At 36.1% G+C, this 25,895-nt stretch carries 20 protein-coding genes; 19 read left to right on the top strand and 1 reads right to left on the bottom strand.

The features are described from left to right. Both Q0543_RS07400 and Q0543_RS07395 read left to right on the top strand, forming a co-directional pair. A partial coding sequence (locus Q0543_RS07400; protein WP_299250875.1) for a helix-turn-helix transcriptional regulator occupies positions 1 to 838 on the top strand: 838 nt, incomplete at its 5' end. A gap of 170 nt (positions 839 to 1,008) precedes the next feature. Continuing rightward, positions 1,009 to 2,214, top strand: coding sequence for a hypothetical protein (locus tag Q0543_RS07395; RefSeq protein WP_299250873.1), 1,206 nt, complete (start codon positions 1,009 to 1,011; stop codon positions 2,212 to 2,214). Between the two features lie 346 nt (positions 2,215 to 2,560). Here Q0543_RS07395 and Q0543_RS07390 read toward each other — a convergent pair whose 3' ends face one another. After that, positions 2,561 to 2,929, bottom strand: a complete 369-nt coding sequence (locus Q0543_RS07390; RefSeq protein WP_299250872.1) for a hypothetical protein — start codon at positions 2,927 to 2,929, stop codon at positions 2,561 to 2,563. A gap of 130 nt (positions 2,930 to 3,059) precedes the next feature. On the opposite strand from Q0543_RS07390, the gene Q0543_RS07385 reads away from it, so the two are divergent. The 17 genes from Q0543_RS07385 to Q0543_RS07305 all read left to right on the top strand — a co-directional run. Further along, complete coding sequence (locus Q0543_RS07385; RefSeq protein ID WP_299250871.1) at positions 3,060 to 5,093, top strand: BatA domain-containing protein; 2,034 nt, start codon at positions 3,060 to 3,062, stop codon at positions 5,091 to 5,093. 5 nt (positions 5,094 to 5,098) lie between these two features. Then, the gene (locus Q0543_RS07380) at positions 5,099 to 6,364 is read left to right on the top strand and encodes a dihydroorotase (protein WP_299250870.1); all 1,266 of its coding nucleotides are present in this window, start codon (positions 5,099 to 5,101) and stop codon (positions 6,362 to 6,364) included. Then, positions 6,364 to 7,335, top strand: coding sequence for a glycosyltransferase family 2 protein (locus tag Q0543_RS07375; protein WP_299250869.1), 972 nt, complete (start codon positions 6,364 to 6,366; stop codon positions 7,333 to 7,335). Before Q0543_RS07380 ends, Q0543_RS07375 begins: the two co-directional genes overlap by 1 nt. Then, on the top strand, positions 7,332 to 8,351 hold the full coding sequence (locus Q0543_RS07370) for a glycosyltransferase (protein ID WP_299250868.1): 1,020 nt from the start codon (positions 7,332 to 7,334) through the stop codon (positions 8,349 to 8,351). The genes Q0543_RS07375 and Q0543_RS07370 overlap by 4 nt, the downstream gene beginning before the upstream one ends. Before the next feature lie 1,003 nt (positions 8,352 to 9,354). Then, positions 9,355 to 10,227, top strand: coding sequence for a hypothetical protein (locus Q0543_RS07365; RefSeq protein WP_299250867.1), 873 nt, complete (start codon positions 9,355 to 9,357; stop codon positions 10,225 to 10,227). 1 nt (position 10,228) lies between these two features. Beyond that, the gene (locus tag Q0543_RS07360) at positions 10,229 to 10,885 is read left to right on the top strand and encodes an NAD-dependent epimerase/dehydratase family protein (protein WP_299250866.1); all 657 of its coding nucleotides are present in this window, start codon (positions 10,229 to 10,231) and stop codon (positions 10,883 to 10,885) included. Positions 10,886 to 10,894: 9 nt separating this feature from the next. Continuing rightward, positions 10,895 to 12,355, top strand: coding sequence for an LptF/LptG family permease (locus tag Q0543_RS07355; protein ID WP_299250865.1), 1,461 nt, complete (start codon positions 10,895 to 10,897; stop codon positions 12,353 to 12,355). A 79-nt stretch (positions 12,356 to 12,434) separates the two neighbouring features. Further along, positions 12,435 to 12,725 (top strand): 30S ribosomal protein S15, encoded by a 291-nt coding sequence (gene rpsO / locus Q0543_RS07350; protein WP_299250864.1) that lies wholly within the window; start codon positions 12,435 to 12,437, stop codon positions 12,723 to 12,725. Positions 12,726 to 12,833: 108 nt separating this feature from the next. Continuing rightward, positions 12,834 to 14,987 (top strand): polyribonucleotide nucleotidyltransferase, encoded by a 2,154-nt coding sequence (pnp, locus tag Q0543_RS07345; protein WP_299250863.1) that lies wholly within the window; start codon positions 12,834 to 12,836, stop codon positions 14,985 to 14,987. A 76-nt stretch (positions 14,988 to 15,063) separates the two neighbouring features. Beyond that, positions 15,064 to 15,927, top strand: a complete 864-nt coding sequence (locus tag Q0543_RS07340; RefSeq protein ID WP_018344939.1) for an RNA polymerase sigma factor RpoD/SigA — start codon at positions 15,064 to 15,066, stop codon at positions 15,925 to 15,927. 118 nt (positions 15,928 to 16,045) lie between these two features. Continuing rightward, positions 16,046 to 17,680 carry a T9SS type A sorting domain-containing protein gene (locus tag Q0543_RS07335; RefSeq protein ID WP_299250862.1) on the top strand — a complete coding sequence of 545 codons (1,635 nt, stop codon included), beginning with the start codon at positions 16,046 to 16,048 and terminating at the stop codon, positions 17,678 to 17,680. 774 nt (positions 17,681 to 18,454) lie between these two features. Next, complete coding sequence (locus Q0543_RS07330) at positions 18,455 to 20,296, top strand: phage baseplate assembly protein V (protein WP_299250861.1); 1,842 nt, start codon at positions 18,455 to 18,457, stop codon at positions 20,294 to 20,296. A 12-nt stretch (positions 20,297 to 20,308) separates the two neighbouring features. Continuing rightward, on the top strand, positions 20,309 to 21,106 hold the full coding sequence (locus Q0543_RS07325; protein ID WP_299250860.1) for a hypothetical protein: 798 nt from the start codon (positions 20,309 to 20,311) through the stop codon (positions 21,104 to 21,106). Further along, positions 21,058 to 23,223, top strand: a complete 2,166-nt coding sequence (locus tag Q0543_RS07320) for a DUF2235 domain-containing protein (protein WP_299250859.1) — start codon at positions 21,058 to 21,060, stop codon at positions 23,221 to 23,223. The genes Q0543_RS07325 and Q0543_RS07320 overlap by 49 nt, the downstream gene beginning before the upstream one ends. A gap of 31 nt (positions 23,224 to 23,254) precedes the next feature. Next, positions 23,255 to 24,295, top strand: a complete 1,041-nt coding sequence (locus Q0543_RS07315; protein WP_299250858.1) for a DUF2931 family protein — start codon at positions 23,255 to 23,257, stop codon at positions 24,293 to 24,295. Between the two features lie 20 nt (positions 24,296 to 24,315). Further along, positions 24,316 to 25,326 carry a DUF2931 family protein gene (locus tag Q0543_RS07310; RefSeq protein WP_299250857.1) on the top strand — a complete coding sequence of 337 codons (1,011 nt, stop codon included), beginning with the start codon at positions 24,316 to 24,318 and terminating at the stop codon, positions 25,324 to 25,326. Next, positions 25,326 to 25,895: DUF2931 family protein (locus Q0543_RS07305; protein ID WP_299250856.1), on the top strand; the 570-nt coding region annotated here is incomplete at its 3' end. The genes Q0543_RS07310 and Q0543_RS07305, both read left to right, overlap by 1 nt.

Genomic DNA, 25,895 nt, shown 5'->3' with positions numbered 1-25,895 from the left:
CATGAAATATATACTTGAAGAGCCAAGCCCAAATTTAAGAGCATATATTAATTCTATTTGGTATTTCGAAAACTATTTTGATGATCCTTATGAAATGATTTTTCTACCCAAACACACACATTTTATAACAATATCTTTTGATGATATAGCTAAATTAACTTTTGAAAACAAAGAAGAATATCAAATTGCTCCAATGACCTTGGGAGGGCTATTAGATAAAACTTCATTAACAATTAAACTGCATAAAAAAGTTAAGTTTATTGGAATTGATTTAAAACCCTATGGTTTTTATAAACTTACAAAGCATAGTTGTGATGTTTTCGTAAATAAAAATTGGGATATGGGACTTTTTTTCAAAAAAAGTTCTGTAGATGATTTATATGATCAATTGTGTAATTCTGATAATGTTCAAAATTCCTTCAAGTACATAGAACGATTTTTAATTGAGCAATTTGGGAAAGGATCTAATGAAAAAATGGATCTTCAAATTTCAAAAATTAGTACTGCTATTAAAATTGTAACAGATCAAACGCCAGTTTTATCCATTCGTGAAATTGCCTCTGAACTGGCTATGAGTGAACGTAATTTTCAAAGGCTATTTAATACTGTTGTAGGCGTTTCGCCTAAAAGTTGGACAGATAAATATAAATTCCAACTTATTTTAGTTGGTTTAAAAAAGGGACAATGGAAAACTCTAGAAGATGCGGCTTTTAGTAATGGTTTTAATGATGTATCCCATTTTTGTAAATTTTTCAAATCTCAAACGGGCTTCAAACCTTCTGAAGTAATCCAAACATACGGACCGATGTATAATTCTATTTTCCAATATGATGGATAAATGCAATTTCAATTTAATTTCATACGACTAAATTTTACAACTATAATAAATGTCCATATTTATGTTAATTAAGGCGATTCACCTTTATTCTGTAAAAATCATCTTGTTTTTGTCCGTTTTTTACAGGTAGATTAACAATTTGTAGATGTAAGTTTGTTGCAAAAAAAAGTATGAAATTAAAATTCAATCAATTTGCTATCATGACTTTGATGTGCATTGCATTCATTTCATGTAAGAAAAAAGAGGATAACCCTACACCTCAAAATAATTCGATTAACTCTGGAGCAATCATATTAAGTTGTGATATTTCTAGTAACACAAAATTAACTAATCACAATCCATTTGGGGTGGATTATATTATTAATTGTCCAGTAGTTGTTACTTCAGGTGAGTTCACAATTGACAATGATGTTACAATTCAAATAACACCACAGGGGTCACTGAAAATTAAAGATGATGCGTATATTAGTGCTGTCGGTTTGCAGAATAAACCAATTACATTTGAAGGTGTAACTAGTAATTCAGGTTCTTGGTCTAATATTAGTATTGAAACAAATGATCCACGCAATATTATGGATTATTGTGTTTTGAAAAATGGTGGGAGTACCGTTAATGATTATGTTAGGGTAGGTGGATTTTCATATAATTCAAAGGCAATGTTGTATGTACTTGGTAAATTAGTTTTGACAAATTCTTCGTTTACCAATTCAGGTGGTCAAGGTGTTTGGTTTGCAAGTGAATCCGAAGCTGTGAATTTAGAATCCAATTCATTTAAGAACAACAAAAGTTTCCCCTTAGTTATTTATGCTGGGAATATGGCCAATTGTGACTTTGCATCTTGTTCTTTTACTAATAATGTAAAAAATAACATTGGTATTTATGGAATTACAAGTAATTCTGAAATAGCAGAAGCTGTAATTATTAAAAAAGCTCCCGTATTTTATTTTGTTATGTCTGATTTGAATTTTTTAAATGATACTGAATTCAACGCAGGTACTCACTTTGTAATGTCTGAAGCAAGCCTAATCCGAATTTATTATGATGGGTCCTTGAAAATCAAAGGTACATCTTCAGAGCCTGTAACGATTGAAGGAGAAAGTAATATTGCAGGTTTTTGGAGTGGTTTACACATTAAGTCAAATAATGTAAAAAATAAATTTACTTATCTTAATATTTCAGATGGCGGAAATCAGCCAACTACAGTTTCAAGTGTTACAGCAAATATTTCTGTCGCTGATATAGCTCATCCAGGATATTTAGAAATTAGTAATGTTAATTCTACTAATTTTGCAGGTTGTGCATTGGCTGTAGATGATACACAAACAACTTTAGTAAATAATTCTTCGATAACAATTCCCGAAGCTTGTACTTATTAATGTAATCATTATTAAATAAAAAGCATATTCATAAATGAATATGCTTTTTATTTAATAAATAATCTGAACCTTAAATAGCGATACACAAAAGAAAGTTATGAAAGAAAATGCAACAAAAAACTAAGTTAAAATACGTTCAAATATAATAGGAACAGCATTATATTAGCATTAGTTCAGCAGATTGAACAAAGGCTTACCTGTCATAAAAAACCTCATGTCAAGTATTGAATTTAAAGTAGCCACGCCGTTGTAACTTGTTTTTTACACCTAAAAGTAAAAGCTAATATTCATCACTGAACATTAGCTTTTTATATACAATGTTAATACCAAATACTCAGTAATAATTTCACTTTTTTTTCAATCTCAAGAAAACTTTTATAATCATACCAAATTTATTACCTAAGCCAGCAGATGTAAAAATTACTTCGTAGCCTTCCGTATTTAATTTATCCAATGTTGTTATCAATAAATTTTTATTATCATCCATGTGTTGATCTTTCATGTTATTTCCGTAAGCAATAAATTCAGTTTTACCATTGCCGTAATGGATGTGTAAGCCTTTATCTTCATAGGCAGGAAGTTCTACACATCGATTAAAACGTATTCGCTTTTGCATGCATTTGCGTGATTTTTGCTCCAGTAAAAGCTGAAGCCCCCTATAAAAAGAGTGGCAGCCGAAAAAAGCAGCGATTGAATATTTAAAATATTTATTCATAAAATAGGGTAAAATTTAATTGTTTATAATTTTGACCCGAAACCACGTATTTAACCCTAAAAGAGTATTTTTTTTAGTATTTGATTCTATAAATAGACAAACTCTGATAATTTTTATAGATTTGTCTAATATGACCTTTCTTAATCCTTTCTTTCTATTTGGACTGTTTGCAATAGCAATACCGATCGTATTGCATTTATTCGATTTGCAAAGACCTAAAAAGATGATTTTTACGAATGTAGCGTTTCTGAAAGAAGTCATTCAACAAAAATCAGCTTCTCGAAAAATCAAACACTGGCTAGTACTTCTTTCCAGAATTCTTTTTATACTGTTTTTAGTTATAGCATTTGCCCAACCCATTATTAAGTCAAACACCAACACCATTGCTACCATTTCTACTTCGGTACAAGTGTTTATAGATAATTCATTTAGCATGCAAAATGAATTAGAGCAACAATCCTTGCTTGACAAAGCAATTGCGTATTCCCAAGAAATACCACGTTCTAATGCAGCATCAACCAACTATAGGTTAATTACCAATCAGTTTTCAGGAAATGACTGGCAATACCAATCACAGGATGGATTTTTAGACGCACTCACGGAATTGGATTTCAATGGAAAGTCTCGTACATCCAAAGAGGTAATGAAACGTATCATTGCTTCATCAACAAACAATGCTACCAATGTTCAGGATGTTTTTGTATTGTCTGATTTTCAGAAAACATACTGGAATGAATTAATCACTTCAAAGCCCGATTCTCAATACAATTGGCACTTTATACCGATTCAAACTTCAGATGCATTAAATATAGCTGTGGATTCAATTTGGTTGGATGCACCATTTATACAAACAGGTAAACCCAATAAATTATTTATACATGCCAAAGCCTATGGCACCGGTAAAAAAGAGGTTGTGTTTAAATTAATTATTAATGAAGTACAAATAAGTACGGCAACTATTGAAATCATTGGTGGACAAGAAACAACAACGTTTTTCGACTTTACCTTAGATCAAAAAGCTGCCTATAATGGCGTCATTCGTTTTGATGACTCTCCAATCGTTTTTGATAATGCGTTTTATTTCACCTTAAATAGTGCGCAAGAAATTCAAATAACTTCGCTACATCAATTGGGAGGAGCGTACATAAATAAGATTTATTCCAACGAAAAATTGTTTGTATTAAATTCCTATCCATACCAATCCATAGACTATTCTAAACTGAATCAATCAAACTTGATTGTAATGGAGGAATATTCCAATACAAATAAAGCGCTTGTTCAAAATATAAAACAAGTGTTAACCAAAGGTGGGAACATTGCCTTATTTCCGCCTAATAACGGAGACTGGATTGCATGGCAAGATTTTTTAAAGGAATTATCTGTATCGGTCAAACCAACATCTTTAACAGATACTATCGGTAAGCAAGCATGGTATTTACAATACCCCGACATCAATCAACCTTTTTTTAAGGACGTATTCGCCGATAAGAATAAAGCTGGTACAGAAATGCCCTTCAGTATTCCGTTATTTGAAACAGCTACACCGGGAACTGTATTACTTCGTTACAAACAAGGCACACCATTTTTAACTCAGATAAAATCAGGCAAGGGAAACATATATGTATTTAGCGGAAGTTTAAATGATAAACTGTCTTCTCTTCAACGCCATTCCTTATTTGTACCCATCATGTATTCGATTGCATTTGATGCGCTTCCAGATAACAATCAATTGTATTACAGAACAACTGATCAATCGCTTGTCGTTAAAACGAATGGCAGCTTCACAAATCAAATACAAATTGTAAAAGATTCGTTGTCGTGGTTGCCAATACAAAATATTCGCGATGGAGAAATTATTTTGGACTTGCCAGATGAGATTATGGCATCTGGTTTTTATAATTTAAAAGACAAAGATAGTCTGATACGAACACTTGCTGTGAATTATGGAAGAGGAGAGTCTGATTGCACTCCTATTTCTAAAGATGAATTGATTCTTTGGGCAAAAGATAAACCAAATGTACACGTAATGGATCCCGTGAATCAAGCGGAGTTTTCGGATGCATTAAAAAGCTTAAAAGACGGCAAGCCTTTATGGAAATATTGCATTATGTTAGCATTGTTTTTCTTATTGCTTGAAATACTATTATTGAGATTTCTGAAATAAAATATATGGCTAGTATCGTTATTCGTTCTGCTGAAATAGTTGATTCAACCTCCGAATTAAATGGAACAATTCGTTCTCTTTTAATTGAAAATGGAATCATAAAAAAGATTAGTGAAAAAGAGTTGTCTGCAGATACCATCATTCAAGGGAAGGGATTAAAAGTCTCTCTTGGTTGGATGGACATGCGCGTTACTACGGGTGATCCGGGACACGAGTATAAAGATGATTTGAATTCTATTTGCAATGCTGCCATGCAAGGCGGATTTACAACCATTGCAGTATTGCCCAATACAACACCTCCCATTCAAACGAAAGAATCGGTAGAATACATTAAGGGTAAAACAAGAGATAATCTAGTAGATGTATTACCGATTGCTTCCTTAACAATTAATAACAAGGGAGAAGAGTTGACAGAGATTTTAGACATGAATGCTTCGGGTGCTATCGCTTTTAGTGATGGTACAAAACCTATTTGGCATTCGGATTTATTATTGCGTGCCTTATTGTACTTGCAACCAATAAGCGGACAATTAATTGTACATGCGGAAGATAAATATCTAAGCCATGGCGGACAAATGAACGAAGGTAAAACCAGCACCATGCTTGGCTTAAAGGGTATTCCTAAGTTGTCTGAACAAATAATTGTGGAACGTGATTTGAGTATTTTGGAATATACAGGTGGTAAAATTCATTTTGCACACATTTCAAGCCCCAAATCCTTGGAGTTTATCAAAGAAGCTAAAAAACGTGGATTGAATGTAACGTGTGACATTGCAGCCTATCAATTGGTATTGGACGATACATTACTTGATTCTTTTGATACCAATTTAAAAGTAAATCCTCCGCTTCGTTCCAAACGAGATATAGAGATTTTCTGGAAATATGTAAATGATGGCACCATTGATGCCATTGTATCCGACCACATCCCTCAAGATACGGAGTGCAAAGAATTGGAATTTGACCAGGCAGATTTTGGTATGATTGGCTTGGAAACTGTTTTTGGATTAATCAATACGCATAATACGAAGGTTGACCTTTCGAAAATTATTGATAAACTAACGGTTGCTCCTCGCAACATATTAAACATTGAATTGCCAATAATTAAAGAAGGAGCAAAGGCAAACCTAACCGTGTTTGATACCGAACTCGAATGGGTACTAACTAAAAAAGAAATTCGTTCTAAATGTAGCAATACACCATTCATTGGTAAGAAAATGAAGGGTAGAGCCATTGCCGTATTGAATAACAACCAATTGACTCGCGTACAATAATGAATAACTATCCCAAAGATATTTCAGTCGTAATCCCACTTTACAACGAAGAAGAATCTCTTCCTGAATTGGAATTGTGGTTGCGAGAAGTGATGTTGAAAAACAAGTACAGTTATGAATTGATTTTCGTAGACGATGGCAGTACGGATAATTCTTGGGAAGTAATTTCAAAACTTGCTCTACAAAATGCCAATATTCACGCCATCAAGTTCAATCGTAATTATGGCAAGTCTGCAGGCTTAAACGTAGGTTTTAAAGCTGCTGTGGGTGAAGTGGTCATAACGATGGATGCAGATTTACAGGATAGCCCAGATGAGATACCAGCCTTGTACAAAATGATTGTAGAAGAAAAGTATCATTTGGTATCTGGTTGGAAAAAGAAACGCTACGATCCACTAAGCAAAACAATTCCCACAAAATTATATAATGCCGCTGCACGTGCCATGTCTGGCATAAAATTAAACGATTTTAATTGTGGCTTAAAAGCATATCAAAATAGAGTGATTAAGTCTGTAGATGTATATGGTGAAATGCATCGCTACATTCCAGTTATCGCAAAATGGAATGGGTTTAATAAAATAGGAGAAAAGGTTGTTGAGCATAGAGCCCGTAAATACGGCGTAACGAAGTTTGGTTTCGAGCGTTTTATATATGGTCCATTGGATCTATTGTCTATTTCTTTTGTAAGCAAATTCAAAAAAAGACCTATGCACTTTTTTGGTTTTATGGGCGTATTGTCTTTCCTATTTGGGTTTGCATGCACAATGTATTTAATCGCGGATAAATTATACCACATATATCTTTCTAAGAGTTCGTATAGAGATGTCGTTGACAATACTTGGTTCTATCTAGCATTGGTTGCGATTATACTTGGCGTACAATTATTCTTAGCAGGCTTTATTGGAGAAATGATGATACAACATTCCGATAAGAAAAACGATTATCTGGTTTCAGAAGAAATTGGTGCATGAGATTTTATTCCATCGTCATTCCGGTATATAACCGACCTGAAGAAATAAAAGAACTTTTGGAAAGTCTCACCAAGCAGACCTACAAAAACTTCGAAGTTGTAGTTGTTGAAGACGGTTCAAAAGACTCTGCAGAAGCGATTGTAAAATCATTTTCACAGCGCTTAAGCATTCAATATTTTTATAAAGAAAACACCGGACAAGGACTTTCTCGCAACTATGCCTATGAAAGAGCATTGGGTGATTATTTCATCGTGTTTGATAGCGATTGCATCATTCCGACGCAGTACCTACAGACGGTTGAGGATCGATTAAATAGCGATTACCTCGATGCCTTTGGCGGTCCAGATCGGGCAGATGCATCTTTTACACCTGTACAAAAAGCGATCAGTTATTCCATGACCTCCTTGTTTACAACAGGAGGTATTCGTGGGAATAAAAAAGGCGTAGGCGTATTTCATCCGCGAAGTTTTAATATGGGAATTTCCAAGGAAGTATGGCTGCGAACCAAAGGATATATCATAACACGTAAGGGTGAAGACATCGAATTTAGCATTCGTATTATGAGCTATGGTTTTAAAGTAGGTTTAATAGAAGATGCCTACGTATACCATAAGCGCAGAACCAGCTTTAAGCAATTCTTTAAACAAGTACATTTTTTTGGAACAGCACGCATTAATATTTATCGTTTTGTTCCCACAGAATTAAAACTCACACATTTCTTTCCTATGTGTTTTGTATTATTTTCTTCACTAAGCATTCTGTTGGCCTTGTTTCAAACGCTCATTGGCTTACTCGCTTTTTCCTTTTTAGTAGTATATACCGCTGCAATTATGGTAGATGCTACCATTAAAAACAACTCTATTTACATTGGTCTTTTAAGTGTGTGTGCTGCGTACACGCAATTGTGGGGTTATGGTTTGGGTTTTATGGAGGAAGGATTGAAAGAGTTGTTTTCTCCTTCTAAAGATAAAATGAAGGAATTGTTGGAGTTGAAGAGGACGAGTGCGGAAGGGTGAATCAATAACACTTGCCAATGTCTCGTTCCATTTGTTTAATTTAATGTAAATCTATTTTAGCATGAAACAGGGTCACTAACCTACGCAACTCGCCGTGGTTGGGCCTTTTCGGCCAACCACCTACTAATGTGTGATGTTGCAAGTGGCCTAGGTTTGAAAATGAAGTATTGATTTTACTTCAGATGCTTTCGCATTTAAGCGCTTATTCTCAACTTTTATCGCATCCTGTATTTCCATTAAATCCTTTTGAAATCCCAGTTCAGACAAGGGAGCTAAAAGTCAAGCGTTACTTTAATTACCAACCATAGTGGCTCCACGGTTGTTGGCCAAATCCGCAGCTGCGGAGACACAAACCCTTTTCTCGCCGCAGTTGGCAATTCCAACTCTCACCTTAACCTACGCAACTCGCCCTGGTTGCGCCTTTTCGGCCAACCACCTACTAATGTGTGATGTTGCAAGTGGCCTAGGTTTGAAAATGAAGTATTGATTTTACTTCAGATGCTTTCGCATTTAAGCGCTTATTCTCAACTTTTATCGCATCCTGTATTTCCATTAAATCCTTTTGAAATCCCAGTTCAGACAAGTCGGGTATAGTCAAGCGTTACGAACGAAATTTCAATCAAATTTTGAGGGGAATTTTTATTTTTGTCAAAATTTTTCTCATACACTCCTCATACACTAGCCATACAGTTCCCATACACTAGCCATACACTAGCCATAAAGTTTCCGTACCTTTCATGGGTATTGTCCGGAAAAGCACAACGACAACAAGTTTGAAGGCCCATAAGGCATACCTTCAAGGTTTTTAAAACATTGAAGGTATTATGCATTGTTCGAAAGCCGCCAATAAAATGAACCTCACTTTTTCTATACCTCACGCATTTCTTAACAAACGTTAACGTTATCAGAAAAATATTAATCCTATTTTTACTACGTGTTCAGCTAGCACAATTCCTTTTTATTTCAACCTTAAATTTTTAGGCTCCCAGCCTTACATTATGCTATGAGAAAAATACTTTGGCTTTGCAGTATTGCACTGTTGTCTATCCATCCTTGTGCATTTGCACAGACGACTTTACAACCAGGTGATGTTGCTGTCATAGGCTATAATTTCAAAGACCCCGATCAATTTTCATTTATCTTTCTAACAGATGTTGCTGCAGGTACAGAGTTACTCATTACCGACTGTGGGTACGATCTTGCAACGAACGCTTTTCGAGTTGGAGAAGGCTATTTACGGTATACAGTTCCTGCCGGAGGGAAAAAAATTGGACAAGTTGTTACGTATCCAGAGGATGGAGGATTTGTTAAAATAGGAGTAAGCGGATTTTTCGGATTAACGGTAGATGGCGATCAATTACTGTTTTTTCAAGGGAGTTTTTTTGCGCCCAGATTTATCTATGCCTTAACCGTATCAACAGATACATGGCTTAGTGAAGCCATAACCAATAATACAAGCTCCTTACCGCCCGGCTTGGTTGATGGTGTAACCGCATTGGCACAAACCAAAATTGTAAATAGTAGATTGGATTGTACGGGAGTTGCTATTGATAAATCCTTATTTTTAACCCAAATAACGGATGAGTCACGCTGGATTCGGAGCAATACCACTCGCATAGAACTGCCGGATATTACCTGCAACTATACGCCCTTGGGTTTTGAATCGAAAATCGATGACAGCGATCCGGTCATAAAGAATAATTCAATCATCGAAGTGGGATATACGCAATTAGACGTATTTGATGTGGATGGAACCTATAATTTTACATCCACAAATTTAGAAAATGCCTTAAACACGATAAATCGAAAAAAAATCTATATTTTTAAGGTGTATTATCCAGATAAGATGGAAGTGCGAAAAATAATACTAGAATAACATGTCTAAAGTAGCATTGATTGCAGGTGCAAGTGGTTTGGTAGGTAGCTCATTAGTAGAACTTTTGTTAAATGGGGCGGAATATTCTCAGGTGATTTCTTTACAAAGAGGTCCATCTAGTTTAATGCATCCCAAATTAAAGGTTATCCAAATAGATTTTGATGCGCTAGATGCTGTTTCATTACCGGCAATTACAGATGTGTACTGTTGTTTGGGTACTACAATTAAAAAAGCAGGTTCGAAAGAAGCGTTTAAGAAAATAGATTATGCGTATCCGCTTGCATTAGCAAAACTAGGAGCAAGTTATGGTGCCAAGCATTTTATTATAATCACAGCAATGGGCGCTAACAGTTCATCATTTATTTTTTATAGTAAAGTAAAAGGGGAATTGCAAGATGACTTAGCCAAGAATCAAGTTATTCCTGAGATTTCCATTGTTCAACCTTCTTTATTATTGGGTCACCGAACGGATGCTCGAGTAGGAGAAGGAATTGGTATTAAGATTGCAACAACCTTAAATAAATTCTTTCATTCAGGTATTGGTATTCAAGCAGCAGATGTTGCAAAAGCAATGTATGTCATTGGAACACAATACAACAAAAAGGGAACACAACAGTACCGTTCTTCAGAACTGAAAAAAATAGCCGCTACTCAATAATTCGTATTCATGAGATTTCTTAAACGATTAGATGTACTCGTATTAAAAGCCTTTTTTGGTCCGTTTGTTCTGACAGTGTTTGTTGTGACTTTCATTTTTTTAATGCAGACAATCTTAAAATATGTCGATGAATTAGTTGGTAAAGGCTTAGGCTTTTTAGACTATGCAGAATTAATGATGTATTTCAGCATGAATATTTTGCCGGTTGCCTTACCGCTTGCAATTTTATTATCCTCTTTAATGACCTTTGGCAACCTAGGGCAATTCAACGAATTGACAGCAGTAAAGTCCTCTGGTATTTCATTGTTACGGGTAATGGTTCCGATTGCTATATGGGTTATTGGTTGTACTATTGGTCTATACTTTTTTAACAACTATGTTGTTCCTAAAGCAAATTTAAAGGCTTATAGTTTACTGTATGATTTAAGGCAAAAGAAGCCATCTCTGGATTTAAAACCGGGTGTATTTTATAATGGTATTCCTGGATATAGTATAAAAATTGTACAGAAATTCAATAACGATACTTCCATAAAAGGTGTAATAATATACGATCATACCCAAGGCAGAGGCAACACAGATATAATTATTGCAGATTCTGGAGCGATGTATTTGTTTAATAGTTCACGGTATTTGGCTTTAGAATTATTTCATGGTAATAGCTACAGTGAAGTTAAAGAAGAGGATGGGTCAGGAGGAAATAATAATAATAAAATTCCTGAAGAATTTATGCGTAATGCATTTGAAAAAACTCGGATTGTATTTGATTTGGCATCCTTTGATTTAAGTCGTACCAAAGAAGAATTGTTTACGGGAAGTAGGCAAATGAAAACAACTGGAGAATTGGCTCGACATATAGATTCTGTTCAAGCAACAATTTTGAGACTAAACCAGCACAACAGTGGAATGTTGCAACCATTCTATTATTATTTAAAAATAGACCCGGCCGATACCATTAAGGACCCACCCAGAATTGCAGGTATTACAAGTTTAAATGATACCTTGTTTACAGACTCTACAAGTAAAGTTATTGCTCAGCGTGCTGCAAATCAAGCGCGGTCTATAAAGGCGTATTTGGAAAGTAATGTAGAGCGGGATGAAAACATGGTAAAAGAAATTCATGAGTTTCAGGTTACCGAATATCAAAAGTATACCCAAGCCGTTGCATGTTTTGTCTTATTTTTAATAGGCGCACCTTTAGGTGCAATTATTAAAAAAGGCGGATTAGGTGTTCCAGTATTAATTTGTATCATCTTTTTTATCTTTTACTATGTATTTAGTATCACGGGAGAGAAATGGACAAAAGAAGGCGTGTATCCAGCAAATTTTGCCATGTGGTTTGGCAATGGAATACTTTTTTGCATCGGATTATTCTTTATGAGACAAGCAAAAAACGACTCCAGGATCCTAGAAAGCGACTTTTACTTGATTTGGATCGATAAGATTAAAAAAATAGTAAAAACTAAGAAATAATTTTCCACACCTATTTGTTTAAAAAGTGGATTAGTCGTACATTTGCAGAGAATAAGAGTGTATAATAGAAAAAAATATAATGAATACTGCTAAAACGTATCTTACAAGCGACATCAAAAAAGACATCTTTAAAGCGAACGGTAAAGCTCAAAGTACAACTGACACTGGATCAGCTGAGTCTCAAATCGCTTTATTCTCTCACCGCATCGCACATTTAACGGAGCATTTGAAAATCAACAAAAAAGATTATTCAACACAGTTAGGTTTGATGAAATTGGTTGGTAAAAGAAGAAGATTGTTAAACTATCTTCAGAAAACTGAAATTTCTCGTTACAGAGCTATTATCGCTCAATTGAACTTGAGAAAATAATTCATACTTTATTGAAACATACTCTAACAGAGGGGATTCCAACGGATTCCCTCTGTTAGTTTACATACATACGTAAATTCTTTTTAGATTTAATCGAAACATAGATATATGTCATATCCTGGATTAACAATCATTAATAAGACAATCACTTTACCAGACGGTAGAGAAATACAAATTGAAACAGGTAAGCTTGCAAAACAAGCAGACGGTTCTGCAGTTGTTAGATTAGGGAATGCTATGATTTTGGCTACTGTGGTTGCTGCGAAAGAAGCAAAACCTGGTGTTGATTTCATGCCCTTGTCTGTTGATTATCAAGAGAAATTTGCTTCGAACGGAAAGATCCCTGGTGGATTTTTGAAAAGAGAAAGCAGATTGTCTGATTACGAAATATTGATTTCACGTTTAGTGGATCGCGCAATGAGACCTTTGTTTCCTGAAGATTTTCACGCAGACACACAAGTTGCAATTACATTAATCTCTGCAGATCCAGAAGTATTGCCGGATGCATTAGCATGTCTTGCTGCACAAGCTGCCATGTCTGTATCGGATATTCCTTTCAATGGTCCTGTTTCTGAAGTTCGCGTAATTTCATTAGACGGAACATTTATCATCAATCCTACACCTGCTCAGCTTGCAAAGGCAGAGCTTGAGTTGATTGTTGCCGCTTCGTATGATAACGTGATCATGGTGGAAGGCGAAATGAATGAGGTTTCGGAAGAATTGATGTTGAGTGCAATCAAAGTTGCTCACGAAGCAATTCGTACACAGTGCACTGTTTTAAGAGAATTAGAAGCAGCAGCTGGCAAAACGGAGAAACGTGCATATAGCCACGAAGTAAACGATTGGGATTTAAAGAAAAAAATTAGCGATGCCGTTTACAAACAAGTATACGAAGTTGCAAAATTAGGAAATGCAAATAAGAATGAGCGTGCTGCAGGTTTCAAAGCCGTTAAGAAAGCTTATATTGATGCACTTCCTGAAGGACATACAGAAGACCCAACATTGATTGGTAAATATTACCACGATGTTGAAAAAGAAGCGGTTCGTAATCTTATTTTAGATGAACGCAAGCGTTTAGATGGAAGAGATTTAGAACAAATTAGACCTATTTGGTCTGAAGTTGGTTATTTACCTTCTGCTCACGGTTCAGCTATTTTTACACGTGGTGAAACGCAATCGTTAACTACAGTTACATTGGGAACACGTCAAGATGAACAAATGATTGACAGCGCTATGTTCTCTGGCAACAACAAATTGATGTTGCATTACAACTTTCCTGGTTTTTCTACAGGTGAAGTGAAACCAAACAGAGGACCTGGTCGCCGCGAAGTAGGTCATGGTAACTTGGCTTATCGTGCAATCAGAAAAGTTATGCCTCCTGAAATTGAAAATCCATATACAATTCGTATTGTTTCGGATATTCTTGAATCAAATGGTTCGTCTTCTATGGCGACAGTTTGTGCTGGAACATTGGCATTGATGGATGCAGGTATTAAAATCAAAGCACCTGTATCAGGTATTGCAATGGGTTTAATTACCGATATCAAAACAAATCGTTGGGCTGTATTATCTGATATCTTAGGTGATGAAGATCACTTGGGTGACATGGATTTTAAAGTTACAGGTACTGAAAAAGGAATTACAGCTTGCCAAATGGATATCAAAGTAGACGGTTTATCGTACGATATCTTAACTCAAGCGTTACAACAAGCAAATAGAGGTAGACTTCACATTCTCAACGAAATGAAGAAGACTCTTTCTAAGGTAAATGAAGATTTGAAACCTCATGCACCGCGCATGATCATGATTCAAATACCGAAAGAACTTATTGGTGCAGTTATTGGGCCCGGTGGTAAGATCATTCAAGAAATTCAAAAAACTTCTGGTGCTACTGTCAACATCGAAGAGAAAGATAACTCAGGTTGGGTTAGTATATTCTCTAAAGATAAGACAGCGTTAGATAGTGCGCTTACTCAAATCAAAGGTATTGTTACCATGCCGGAAGTGGGTGAGGTATATGAAGGTAAAGTAAAATCAATAACTGCATTCGGTGCATTTGTTGAGTTCTTGCCAGGAAAAGATGGTTTATTACACATCTCTGAAATCAAATGGGAACGTTTGGATTCAATGGACGGTGTGCTTGAAGTGGGCGAAACGGTTAAAGTTAAATTGGTAGAAGTAGATAAGAAAACAGGTAAATATCGTTTATCTCGTAAGGTTCTTATCCCTAAACCAGAGCAACAAGCGACTCCAAACGCATAATTAATTTAGTTATTCACGTTAAAAGAAACTATCAGACACTGTTTTTCGTTTAACAGTAGGTGTTTAAACAAAGCCGATGAGACAGCTAAAGATCAGTAAGCAGATTACCAATAGAGAGAGTCAATCTCTTGACAAGTATTTACAAGAAATAGGAAAAGTAGATTTACTTACTCCAGATGAAGAAGTAGACTTAGCGAAACGTATTCGCGATGGGGATCAGCTTGCATTAGAAAAATTAACAAAAGCCAACTTACGATTCGTTGTATCGGTTGCAAAACAATATCAAAATCAAGGGTTATCTCTTGGTGACTTAATCAACGAAGGAAACTTAGGTTTGATCAAAGCAGCACAACGTTTTGATGAAACACGTGGATTTAAATTCATTTCTTACGCTGTATGGTGGATTCGTCAATCCATTCTTCAGGCTTTAGCTGAACAATCTCGTATTGTTCGTTTGCCTTTGAACAGAGTAGGTTCTTTAAATAAAATTTCTAAGACATTTTCTGAGTTAGAACAAAAATTCGAAAGAGAGCCATCACCAGATGAACTTGCTGAAGTATTGGAAGTTTCTACAGCGGAAGTTGTAGATACACTTAAGATTTCAGGCCGTCATGTATCTATGGATGCACCTTTTGTTCAAGGTGAAGAAAATAGTTTATTAGACGTTTTGGAAAATAGCAGTGAATCTTCTCCAGATTCAGGCTTAATGAACGACTCTCTACGCAGAGAAGTGCAACGTGCCTTGTCAACCTTAACACAACGTGAAGCAGATGTGATCTCTCTTTACTTTGGGTTAAATGGAGAGCATTCTATGACATTAGAAGAGATTGGTGAAAAGTTCAATTTAACGAGAGAACGTGTTCGTCAGATTAAAGAAAAAGCAATACGTCGTTTAAGACATACTTCAAGAAGCAAAGCATTGAAACCGTATTTGGGTTAATATCCTTTTCTTCTTATAAAAAAAACTCCTCGTGTTCCGATAGTTATCGGGTTCGAGGAGTTTTTTTTTGAATTTCTACGTGTAAATTGCTAAATAAAATTTTAACTTATAAAACCATATGCTACGGAAAAGCTTTTTAGCTCTGTCACTTCTTACATTTTTATTTAATGTAACATCAAATGCCCAATTTCAATTAATTAAAGACTTCGATTCAGGCACCTTGAATTCATTTAAGTCTGATTATTCGGGTATTTTATATACAATAGGTTCTAACGTTATTGTACAATACGATTCTATTTCTGCAGGCCAATATACAGGTTTAACTACATTGGCTGCCGTAGATAAATTGGGTAATAGTCAATTTATAACTTCAATTCAAACCAATTATGACAACTCTAGCTTTTTTGATTTTGTAACTTTGCCGAATGGGAAAATTGCTTTTATTTCAAGAGCTGCTAATGGGGCTTCAAAAGTTATCATCAGTAACGGAACAACAGCAGGAAGTACAGAAGTATATACATCTACTAAAATTATTGACGGATTAGAGTGTATCGATAATGGCTTGTATTTTACCTATGACGGAGATCCAAACCACGCCTTGATGAAGATAGATTTAACAACCTTAGCTGTTACACAAGTAAAGGAATTCGGTTATTTTGGAATGATCTCAGATATCAGTAAGGTTTCCAATACTTCATTAATCTTTTTTGCACCAGATGCAACAGATAATAATAGTTTGAAGTTGTATGTTTCGGATGGTACCACTACTGGCACCACGCCCTTAGCTACAATTAATACTACAGGAGGAGTGTCTCAAAATACCGTGATGACTCAAGTAGGCAATAAGGTGTATTTCTTCTATAAAAATCCTGGAACAGATTGTTGCAATAATTTATGGGTTACGGATGGTACAATTGCAGGAACACAAAATTTAAAAGAATTTAATATTGTGTTTTTAACGGACTTTGTTCGTGAAGGGAAAGCACTAGCATGGGATAATAAATTTTATTTTGCAGCGGTACCAACTGGCGGAAATTCAAATAATGATGAATCGCTTTGGGTAAGTGATGGTACAGTAAATGGTACTGTTCGATTGAATGATCCAGCAGATTATAAAAATGTGAAAGACTTTACTGTTTTCAAAGGAGAATTATATTTTACGGCTTATAGTAATTCGTCTTATTCACGAAAATTATATAAAACAGATGGCACAGAACTAGGAACATCTTATGTAGGCTTGACTAGTAGTACCTCTTCTTCACTTTCACCGTATTCAATTTCATCAGATGGAGCATATTTATATCTAGCAGCTGATAACATTACGTATGGAGCAGAAGTATTTAGATACGATGGCATCAGCTCACAGTGTGCCGTTTCAGATGGAGTTTCGGGTAATGGTTCTTCAAATCCTACAGACTTAGTTATAAATGGATCTGATTTATTTTTTGTAGCAGATTTGCCCGCATCTGGTAAAGAGTTATATACAACAGAATTTACTTCAGTTGCTACACATATAAAATCTTCCGATCCGATTTCGGTAATAATATATCCCAACCCAGCATCCAATCAAATAACCGTTAGTAGCTCTCAAAAGATCGAATCGATACGTTTATTGAATCAAATGGGAAATGTATTAGTGGATACGAAAGAAAATACGATCGCATTGAATTCGTATTCACAGGGCGTATATTTTGTAGAAGTTCAATTAATGAATGGAGAAAATGGTTTTTATAAAATTATAATTACGAAATAATTACATGAGATCTTTCCTAATAAAAAACACCTCGAATGTATACTTCGAGGTGTTTTTTTATGTTTTATACCGAAAAAACCAATCCGTTATAAATTCCACGTATCCCGCATTTAGCGTGCACGCGGAGAACAAATACAGAGTACATTCTAACCAATTCTGGTGCTTTTTCTGATCAACATGCCTGTAGATTGGATAATGTATTTGGAAGGCAACTATAAGCGAATATCAATGCTGAAAACCATGCATATCCAAGCTTGGCGCATCGTCCTAAGAAAGATAAGATATACCTTTTCTATGCTTATAAATCTTAGTTAGCACCTATTTGTGTCGGCCTTCAGTAAAAAGAAAGTGTCTCCAACCAATGGATGTTTATTGCCAATAATTCAATATGTTAATTTTTTACCTCAAATAATTCAGCAAATATCTAGATTTTGTTAACATAAGATAACAAATTTAGAATTTTTATGTAATGTAATTTTAACAGCATATATTGTGAAAAATATACTAATAATTCGAACAGCTTCAATATAATTGCTTAATTAGTATTTTCTTATGAAATATGTTTTATTTATATCAAATAACATTTGAAACATGTATTCAGTAAGAATTTTAATATAAAAAGGCATTTTAATGCGGGTTTTAAGATCAAATTCTAAATATTGATTTTTGGCCGTACATCTGTAGCAGTCTGATATGTTGGTACCGAATCCTGATAATGGATTTGTAACGCTTTGGTAGTTTATTTTCTCATACTCATTAATCTTTTACCCTGCTATGTCTAAAGAAATTCGTTTTGAAATCATTCTCGATGGAAAATCTGTTCCATTTTGCAATTCCATTGTGTTGCATCAATCCTTTAATGCACACCACACCTTTGAAGTTGTACTTGATCAAGATACCTTGGGTAAACTAGCTTCGCATGATTTATATGATTATCAAGATTATGTAGGACGTGATTTATACATTGGCTTTGGAGAAAATGATCCGCATGACAATGAATTTAATGGTATAGTTACCGAGGTGGGTTTACAGCAAGAAGAAGGTGCTTGGGGCAAATTGGTATTGAAAGGGAAAAGTAGAACCTGCCTGTTGGATGCAGGCGATAATTATCGTTCCTACGAAAAAATGGGATTGATTGATATTGTACATCAATGTGTAGAAAATACCACCTCTTCACAAATCAATTTACAGATTAAGCCTTTTCATAAAGAAGAAATTGACTATATGTGTCAGTATGGCGAAAACAGTTTTGATTTTATCAATCGTTTGTCTGCTGAATACGGTGAATGGTTTTTCTACGACGGTACAGATTTGTGCTTCGGCAGACCTAGCAAACAACAAAATATAGAATTGGTATACGGCAGCAACATTTCAGCGATGAATTATGCGATGCAAATACTGCCAAGCAATACAGATGTATACAGCTACAAATCGGCAGACGATAATGTGTTGATGGCAAGTCTACCGTCTGTAGATACTACATCTAGCTTAACAAAGACCGCTTTAAAACGCTCATCCGAAATCTACCGAAAACCCGTAAAACAACCTGCAGTAATTCGCATCAACGACCAAAGTCAGATGGATGCACATGTGAAAGTACAAAAAGGAAAACATGCCGCTACCACGATGCTGTTGAAAGCAACTGGCGATAGCCCGAAGGTATTATTAGGGAATAATGTAACCATTAAATTATCCAAAGCAGCACCCAAAAAAGGCTATGACGACCATGGTGAATATCTTGTAACCAAAGTTTCACATTTTTTAACGGGTACAGGCTCGTACAAAAACACCATGGAGGCCATTCCTTCCGCCAATGAAATCATTCCATTCTCTGCTGCTAAACCAGTAGCGCAAACACAAATGGCGGTAGTGTCAGACAACAACGACCCAAAAGGAATGGGGCGTGTGCGTGTACAAATGCTGTGGCAACAAGACACCAATCAAAAATCGGACTGGATACGTGTGATGACCCCCGATGCAGGTGGCAGCAGCGATGTAAGCAAAAACCGCGGACAGGTATTTGTACCCGAAGAAGGTGATCAAGTATTGATTGCCTTTAGATACAACGACCCAAGCAGACCCTTTGTTTTGGGTAGTCTATTTCATGGCAGCACTGGCGCAGGCGGCAAGGATAAAAACAGCATCAAATCCATACAAACCCGCAGCGGTCATACGCTTGAATTTAACGATACCAAAGACGGAGAAAGCATTACCATCAAAGATAAAAATGGCAACATGATTTTTTTAGATACCGCTGGTAAAAACATCACTATTAGTGCACCCGAAACCATGACCTTCAATGCAAAGAATATGATTATGAAGGTGGAAGAAAACATCACCATCAATGCAGGCAAAGACATGAAAACCGATGTGGATGGCGATGTACAAACGACGGTAGGTAAGAATCATACATTAAAAATTACAGAGAAGCATCAGATTACTTCGAAGGAAACAAGCGAGAATGTGGATGAAGATAAAACCATTGAGATTAAAGGTGACTTAAAGATGACAACTTCTGAAATGACTATGACTGCAAGTAAAGGAGATGTGCTGATTAAAAGTTCCGGAACAGCAACAATTGCAGGTAAAAAAGATGCGAAAGTAAGTAAAGGTTAATTGATACAAAGCATGGAGTCAACTTTGAAATCAAGTCAGCAAATAAAACATGTAGAGCCTTTTTTTGAACAGGATCTTGTGTTAACCTATTGTAAAGAAGAATTGGATGAAAGCGGGAAATGTTCAAGCAAGGAAATAATCCGTGAAGTATTGATTGATTACATCGGTATAGTTGATTCGCTTCACAAGTATCAGATCTGTTGCGATGCGTGTGATGTTGTAACCAAGCGGAATACAGATGTAACGGATGAACTCTTTATAGCGCTTGATTTTGTATTTACGCTTTTGGTTGTAAGCGCTGACGCAAATGGAAATCTTCTAGTGCTTCATAATTTTCCGTATCTACAGCAGGAGTGGGCAGACCTTAAAGAAACATTAGCTGATAATTACGATGAAACTGATAGGGAGAACTGGGAAATGATCCACGCTATGGATATACTGATGCAGGATTATAATGAAATATTAAATTATATAAAATCTCCTGAAATGTATGGATTATACTTTAACGGATATTGGAAATCTGATACTTATCATAGTATTCAGTATGGAAAAGAATTTCAGGATACCATATTTGAAGAAAAGATAGATACAAGTATAAAGGAATTAGGAGTGCAGCAATTTGCAGAAATTCATATTGAAGGTGCAGCTGCATTGTCGGAATTAAAAAGCTATACGGGGACATGCACCTATATAGATGGCGCATTAAACATGTGCCGAAAAAAAATAGATCTGGGTTCAACAAAATTTAACTATTCAGTAAGATGGGTTGGTTTAAAGCAACGCTTTCAGGATTTATCCGAAGGGCAGTAAAAGTATACGATTGGCTTTTTGAAAAGCCTGTGGTACCTCGGGCGCAGCCTGCTGGTAAACATGCCAGTGTTGAGGAAGCATTGCGCATGAAAAAAAAGGAACAGCGCCGCAAAGAGAAAGCAAAGAAAGCAAAGGCGAAAGAGGACTTGAAACTCGTTGTTCATGGCGCTAAAATTCAATGCCTGTTATGTACGAGCCCCATGGGAACCTTGCTAGTAACAGAAGACCGGCCGACTATCCAAAATAAAATAATTGCAACAGTTAAAGACACAAAGAAAACAAACTTTTTATTTACAGGTACCTGCATGAAGAGCCCAAATATGGCGGCTCCCTGTGCATCAGTGATAGTGCCGGGCCAATGGCAAGATACAGGCAGCCTAAAAGTACAGGATCAATCACCACTATTGCAGAAAAGCAAAATCAAGTGTATGTTTGGAAATACAGATATTACATTTATGGTTAGTGGACAGCGCAGCCCATTTACTTATGATATTCCTGCGTCTCCAAAAAATGAAGTGAAAGAAAAAGCAGATCTTACGCTTTCTTTATTTTTTGACGGTACACGAAATAATATGAAGAATACTGAAGCTAGAGAAGAATTTTATAAGCTTCATCGGCTTCGACCATTTGACGATCAAAAATGGAAAGATTCTGCTAACCTAACTAAAGCAGCTTACTATGAGAAAATTGGCAATAAAAAAGACGACAGCTATGAAAATGGTTATTCCAATGTAGCATTGTTGAGTAAGTATTATGTTAAAGAATTAAGTGATGCAGAAAAACTGGATGACTTTGCCTATGTAGAAGGTATCGCAACAGGCAATAAAGAAACAGATGCCTATGTTGAAGATGACCTTTGGGGTTATGCCTTAGGACAAGGTGATTCTGGAGTAGAAGCAAAGGTTGAAAAGGGATGTCAATTTGCAGCAAAAAAAATTGATCGTTTGATCCCTAAAGCAAAAAAGACAGAGCTTATTATCATTAATGTATTTGGTTTTAGTCGTGGTGCCGCTGCTGCTCGTAGTTTTTTAAATGAGATCGATCAGCCTGCCAGACCTGCAAGAACGGAATATTATCAAACTTCACAATATACTCGAACTGCAATTAATATACCAGCTCTTCCCAAGCATGGTGTATTAGGGCGGGAATTAGAAAAAATGGATATAGCCCTGAAAGATGCACGAATCAGGATTCGTTTTGCAGGAGTTTTTGATACGGTTTCTTCTCACGGATGGGTGAAATTTAATGATGCAAAAAGTTTGGGATTGACAGCTGTAAAAAAAGCGAAGAAGACCTTGCATCTAGTAGCAGCAGATGAACATCGTTACTTTTTTCCTTTGGTAAATATTAAAAGCGCTGGTTTTAATGAAAAAACATTCCCGGGCGTGCACAGCGATATTGGCGGCTCTTATGTAGACAATGCACCTGAACATAAAAAAGCCCTTGCAATGGGCGCATCAATTCTTGTACAAGCTAAATATAGAAAGGTGATACGTGATGGCTGGTATAAAAAAGAACAGCTTAAGGTTGTAAAGCCGGAAGCTCCACGTCGTTGGTATGATCCGATAGGCACCGCAGTAAGTGTAATTGAAGATGAAGCGCTCCAGCATTTAACTGGAGATAAAAAAAGCATTCCGGCAGCATACAGTTATATTCCTATGTATATTATGTGTGATTATGCCATGCAAAAAGGGATTTGGATAAATTTTTTAAAAGACGATTTAAAAATAAATTATCATTTAAATGAACATCCAAAATTAAATTCAATTAAAAAGCGTTTGTATCAGATTGTATTTGAAAATGCCCCAGAAATGACATTTTATAACCGTGAGGAATTGGAACGTCAGATAGATGCAATACGTCCCGTTGGTCCTAAAATGGAACAACATGGAGCTGTTGTAAGCTGGATGCTGGAAAAGCTAGATGATCTAGAGCCTGAAGCTGGACAGCCTATTAAACTTGAACCGTTTATTACTGATCTGGATTTAAAACGTAAAATTGAAGATCACAATACGTTGCTTTGGTTGCGGAATGAATACCTGCACTGGTCGGCCGACTGGCTGGAACCCGGATTTAATCCTACACAAAGCGGAAACAGAAAAATCTATAATGGATAAAAAAAACAAAATTAAAAGTTCTCTGCTAATAATGGCAGTAGCTCTTCAGTTTGGGTTAGCTGCCTGCAGTAATCAGCTGAAAAAAGAACTTGTCGCAACACAAAATACAGAAACAAAACAAATAATGAATACAACATTAGAATGGGCACCTGGCGTATGTGCACCAAAGTTATATCCCGTTGAAGTATATCGGGGCGATTTTTATACAGACAACGATTGGCTTTCAATTCCAAATGGAGGTATTGTAGAAGCAGGTTGGGGTGATAATGGGATGAATATGGGCGAAGGAAGTCTTATTCCAGATGGTTTTTCAATTACTTATTTTTCGTACTTGGAAAATAAATTTTATACTGGCAAGTTTGCATTACCAAAAGAACAAATCAAAGAGTTGTTTGAAAAAGGATTAATCGGTTACCGGACAAAAAAATATGTTACTTATGATGCTATGATCGTTGGTATGGCGCCTGGCGGAGTTTTGGTTGTGTGGATGATGTCAAGAGATAATCAAATTGAAATCGGACGGTATCAGGCTAGTGAAACTGATTTAGAATGGGAAATTTTTAATCCGCGGATCCGTATAGAAAATAAAAATGAATACGTTTCGGGAGTCGTTTCAAGGAGGCCTAATGCTCTAGCCAATTTCAAAAAGAATGGCTTGATGCTGGGCTTGTGGGATACATATCGGATTAAGTACAGTTGGCGTCCTGTCTTTGAGTTTCCCGCAGGTAGTAAAGTAGATCATATCGACATGAAAATGTATAATGGAGAAGAAGATTTATTGTGGGGTGAAGCATTAACTGCAAATGCTTTTGTACCCAGAGCCATAACATGGAGAACGACTATGTTGTTTTTTGATGAAACTGGTCAGGATTATGGCGCAGATATAGATTTTGATGAAGCAGAAATATTTGAAGCATACAAACAAATTTACCGCAACGACAAAGAGCAGGATGGTGAGTTGGTGTTTAAATACAACGATAACCGTTCAAGCTTGATTATACTTCTGCGGAATAAAACAGAAGAGATAGAACTTCGGAAATGTAAGATTGGGATATTTAAGCGCACGAAGTGAGGTTAATTCTATACTGTATTATGATTTCATCGCTGCTACAGTTTATTGTTTCAGCATGCTCGCCTTCCAAAAGAAGTGTGCATGCAGATGTTCGGCCGCCACTAGAATACGCATCTGGTATTTGCGCCCCAGAATTATATCCAATACGAGTACATACAGGAGATTTTTATACCGCAAACGATTGGTTGCCATTGCCTAGGGGGGGATTTGTAGAAGAAGGTTGGGGTGATAATGGGATGAATATGAGCAGAAGCGGTATTATACCTACTGGGTTTAAGGTTACCTATTTTGCTTACATGGAAAATAAATTTTATACGGCAAATTTTGCTTTACCCTCCGATACCATAAAAAATTTGTTTAGGGAAGGGATGATTAAATATAGAACAAAAAAATATGCCACCTATAATGCTATGATTTTGGGTATGGCACCAGGGGGGGGGTTAGTCGTTTGGATGAAATCGGTAGACAAGCAAGTAGAAATCGGCCGCTATCAAGCGACAGAAACGGATATGGCTTGGGAGTCTTTTATACCAAGGACTGGGCGTACCAGAGATGAATTTGTCAAAGTTACCATTGATGACACACCATTAGCGAAAGCGAATTTCCAAAAAAACGGTTTGATGCTGGGCTTATGGGATACCTACCGCATAAAATACAATTGGCGTCCGAAGTTTGAGTTTCCAGAAGGTAACACATTTGAAGGGATTGATTTTAAAATGTATAATGGGGAGAAGGAATTTTTATGGGGTGAAACATTAGCTAAAAATAGTTTTGGAAAACGTGCCATAGCAAAAAGTATGGATTTGATGTGGGCCGATGAAACTGGTCAAGATTTTGGAGCTGATATATACTTTGACGAAGCCGAAATGTTTGAAGCCTATAAACTTATTTATAGAGACGATAAAGAACAAAATGCAGAGCTGGTCATTAAATACAATGATACACGTACTTCATTAGAAATTTATCTTCGCAGCAAATCAGAAGAAATTGAACTTGAAAAAACGAAAGTTAGTATTTTCAAAAGAACCTAATGAAAAACATCCTTTTCTATCTTATGATTTCATCGCTGCTACAGTTTATTGTTTCTGCATGTTCTCCTTCCAAAAGAAGCGTGCATGCTGATGTTCGGCCACCACTAGAATACGCATCGGGAATTTGCGCCCCCAAATTATATCCTGTAACAGTGCATAGAGGCGATTTTTATACAAAAGACGATTGGTTACCTTTGCCAAATGGGGGGGTTTTAGAAGCTGGCTGGGGCAGTAATGGAATGAATATGAGTAGAAGTGATATTATACCTACAGGTTTTAGAGTTACGTATTTCTCGTATGTAGAAAATAAGTTTTACAAAGGCGATTTTGCTTTACCATCAGAGACAATAAGGGATTTATTTAAGGAGGGAATGATTGGCTATTTAACAAAGAAATATGCTACATATAAGGCTATGATTGTTGGTATGGCCCCTGGGGGGGTATTGGTTGTTTGGATGCAAGGCGTAGATAAACAAGTTGAAATAGGTCGCTACCAAGCAACCGAATACAATATGGAATGGGAGTCGTTTATGTCAACAACAGGATTTACTAAAGACGAATTTGTTTGT

This window comes from uncultured Cytophaga sp., assembly GCF_937863595.1.
Lineage (GTDB): Bacteria > Bacteroidota > Bacteroidia > Cytophagales > Cytophagaceae > Cytophaga.
The sequence above is the reverse complement of the archived record's forward strand: the minus strand, read 5'-3'. Positions and strand labels throughout refer to the sequence as shown.

Bases quoted from the DNA above. Each gene is read 5' to 3' on its own strand.
- Q0543_RS07395 (WP_299250873.1), top strand. From the start codon at position 1,009: ATGAAATTAAAATTCAATCAATTTGCTATCATGACTTTGATGTGCATT.
- Q0543_RS07390 (WP_299250872.1), bottom strand. From the start codon at position 2,929: ATGAATAAATATTTTAAATATTCAATCGCTGCTTTTTTCGGCTGCCAC.
- Q0543_RS07385 (WP_299250871.1), top strand. From the start codon at position 3,060: ATGACCTTTCTTAATCCTTTCTTTCTATTTGGACTGTTTGCAATAGCA.
- Q0543_RS07380 (WP_299250870.1), top strand. From the start codon at position 5,099: ATGGCTAGTATCGTTATTCGTTCTGCTGAAATAGTTGATTCAACCTCC.
- Q0543_RS07375 (WP_299250869.1), top strand. From the start codon at position 6,364: ATGAATAACTATCCCAAAGATATTTCAGTCGTAATCCCACTTTACAAC.
- Q0543_RS07370 (WP_299250868.1), top strand. From the start codon at position 7,332: ATGAGATTTTATTCCATCGTCATTCCGGTATATAACCGACCTGAAGAA.
- Q0543_RS07365 (WP_299250867.1), top strand. From the start codon at position 9,355: ATGAGAAAAATACTTTGGCTTTGCAGTATTGCACTGTTGTCTATCCAT.
- Q0543_RS07360 (WP_299250866.1), top strand. From the start codon at position 10,229: ATGTCTAAAGTAGCATTGATTGCAGGTGCAAGTGGTTTGGTAGGTAGC.
- Q0543_RS07355 (WP_299250865.1), top strand. From the start codon at position 10,895: ATGAGATTTCTTAAACGATTAGATGTACTCGTATTAAAAGCCTTTTTT.
- rpsO (WP_299250864.1), top strand. From the start codon at position 12,435: ATGAATACTGCTAAAACGTATCTTACAAGCGACATCAAAAAAGACATC.
- pnp (WP_299250863.1), top strand. From the start codon at position 12,834: ATGTCATATCCTGGATTAACAATCATTAATAAGACAATCACTTTACCA.
- Q0543_RS07340 (WP_018344939.1), top strand. From the start codon at position 15,064: ATGAGACAGCTAAAGATCAGTAAGCAGATTACCAATAGAGAGAGTCAA.
- Q0543_RS07335 (WP_299250862.1), top strand. From the start codon at position 16,046: ATGCTACGGAAAAGCTTTTTAGCTCTGTCACTTCTTACATTTTTATTT.
- Q0543_RS07330 (WP_299250861.1), top strand. From the start codon at position 18,455: ATGTCTAAAGAAATTCGTTTTGAAATCATTCTCGATGGAAAATCTGTT.
- Q0543_RS07325 (WP_299250860.1), top strand. From the start codon at position 20,309: ATGGAGTCAACTTTGAAATCAAGTCAGCAAATAAAACATGTAGAGCCT.
- Q0543_RS07320 (WP_299250859.1), top strand. From the start codon at position 21,058: ATGGGTTGGTTTAAAGCAACGCTTTCAGGATTTATCCGAAGGGCAGTA.
- Q0543_RS07315 (WP_299250858.1), top strand. From the start codon at position 23,255: ATGGCAGTAGCTCTTCAGTTTGGGTTAGCTGCCTGCAGTAATCAGCTG.
- Q0543_RS07310 (WP_299250857.1), top strand. From the start codon at position 24,316: ATGATTTCATCGCTGCTACAGTTTATTGTTTCAGCATGCTCGCCTTCC.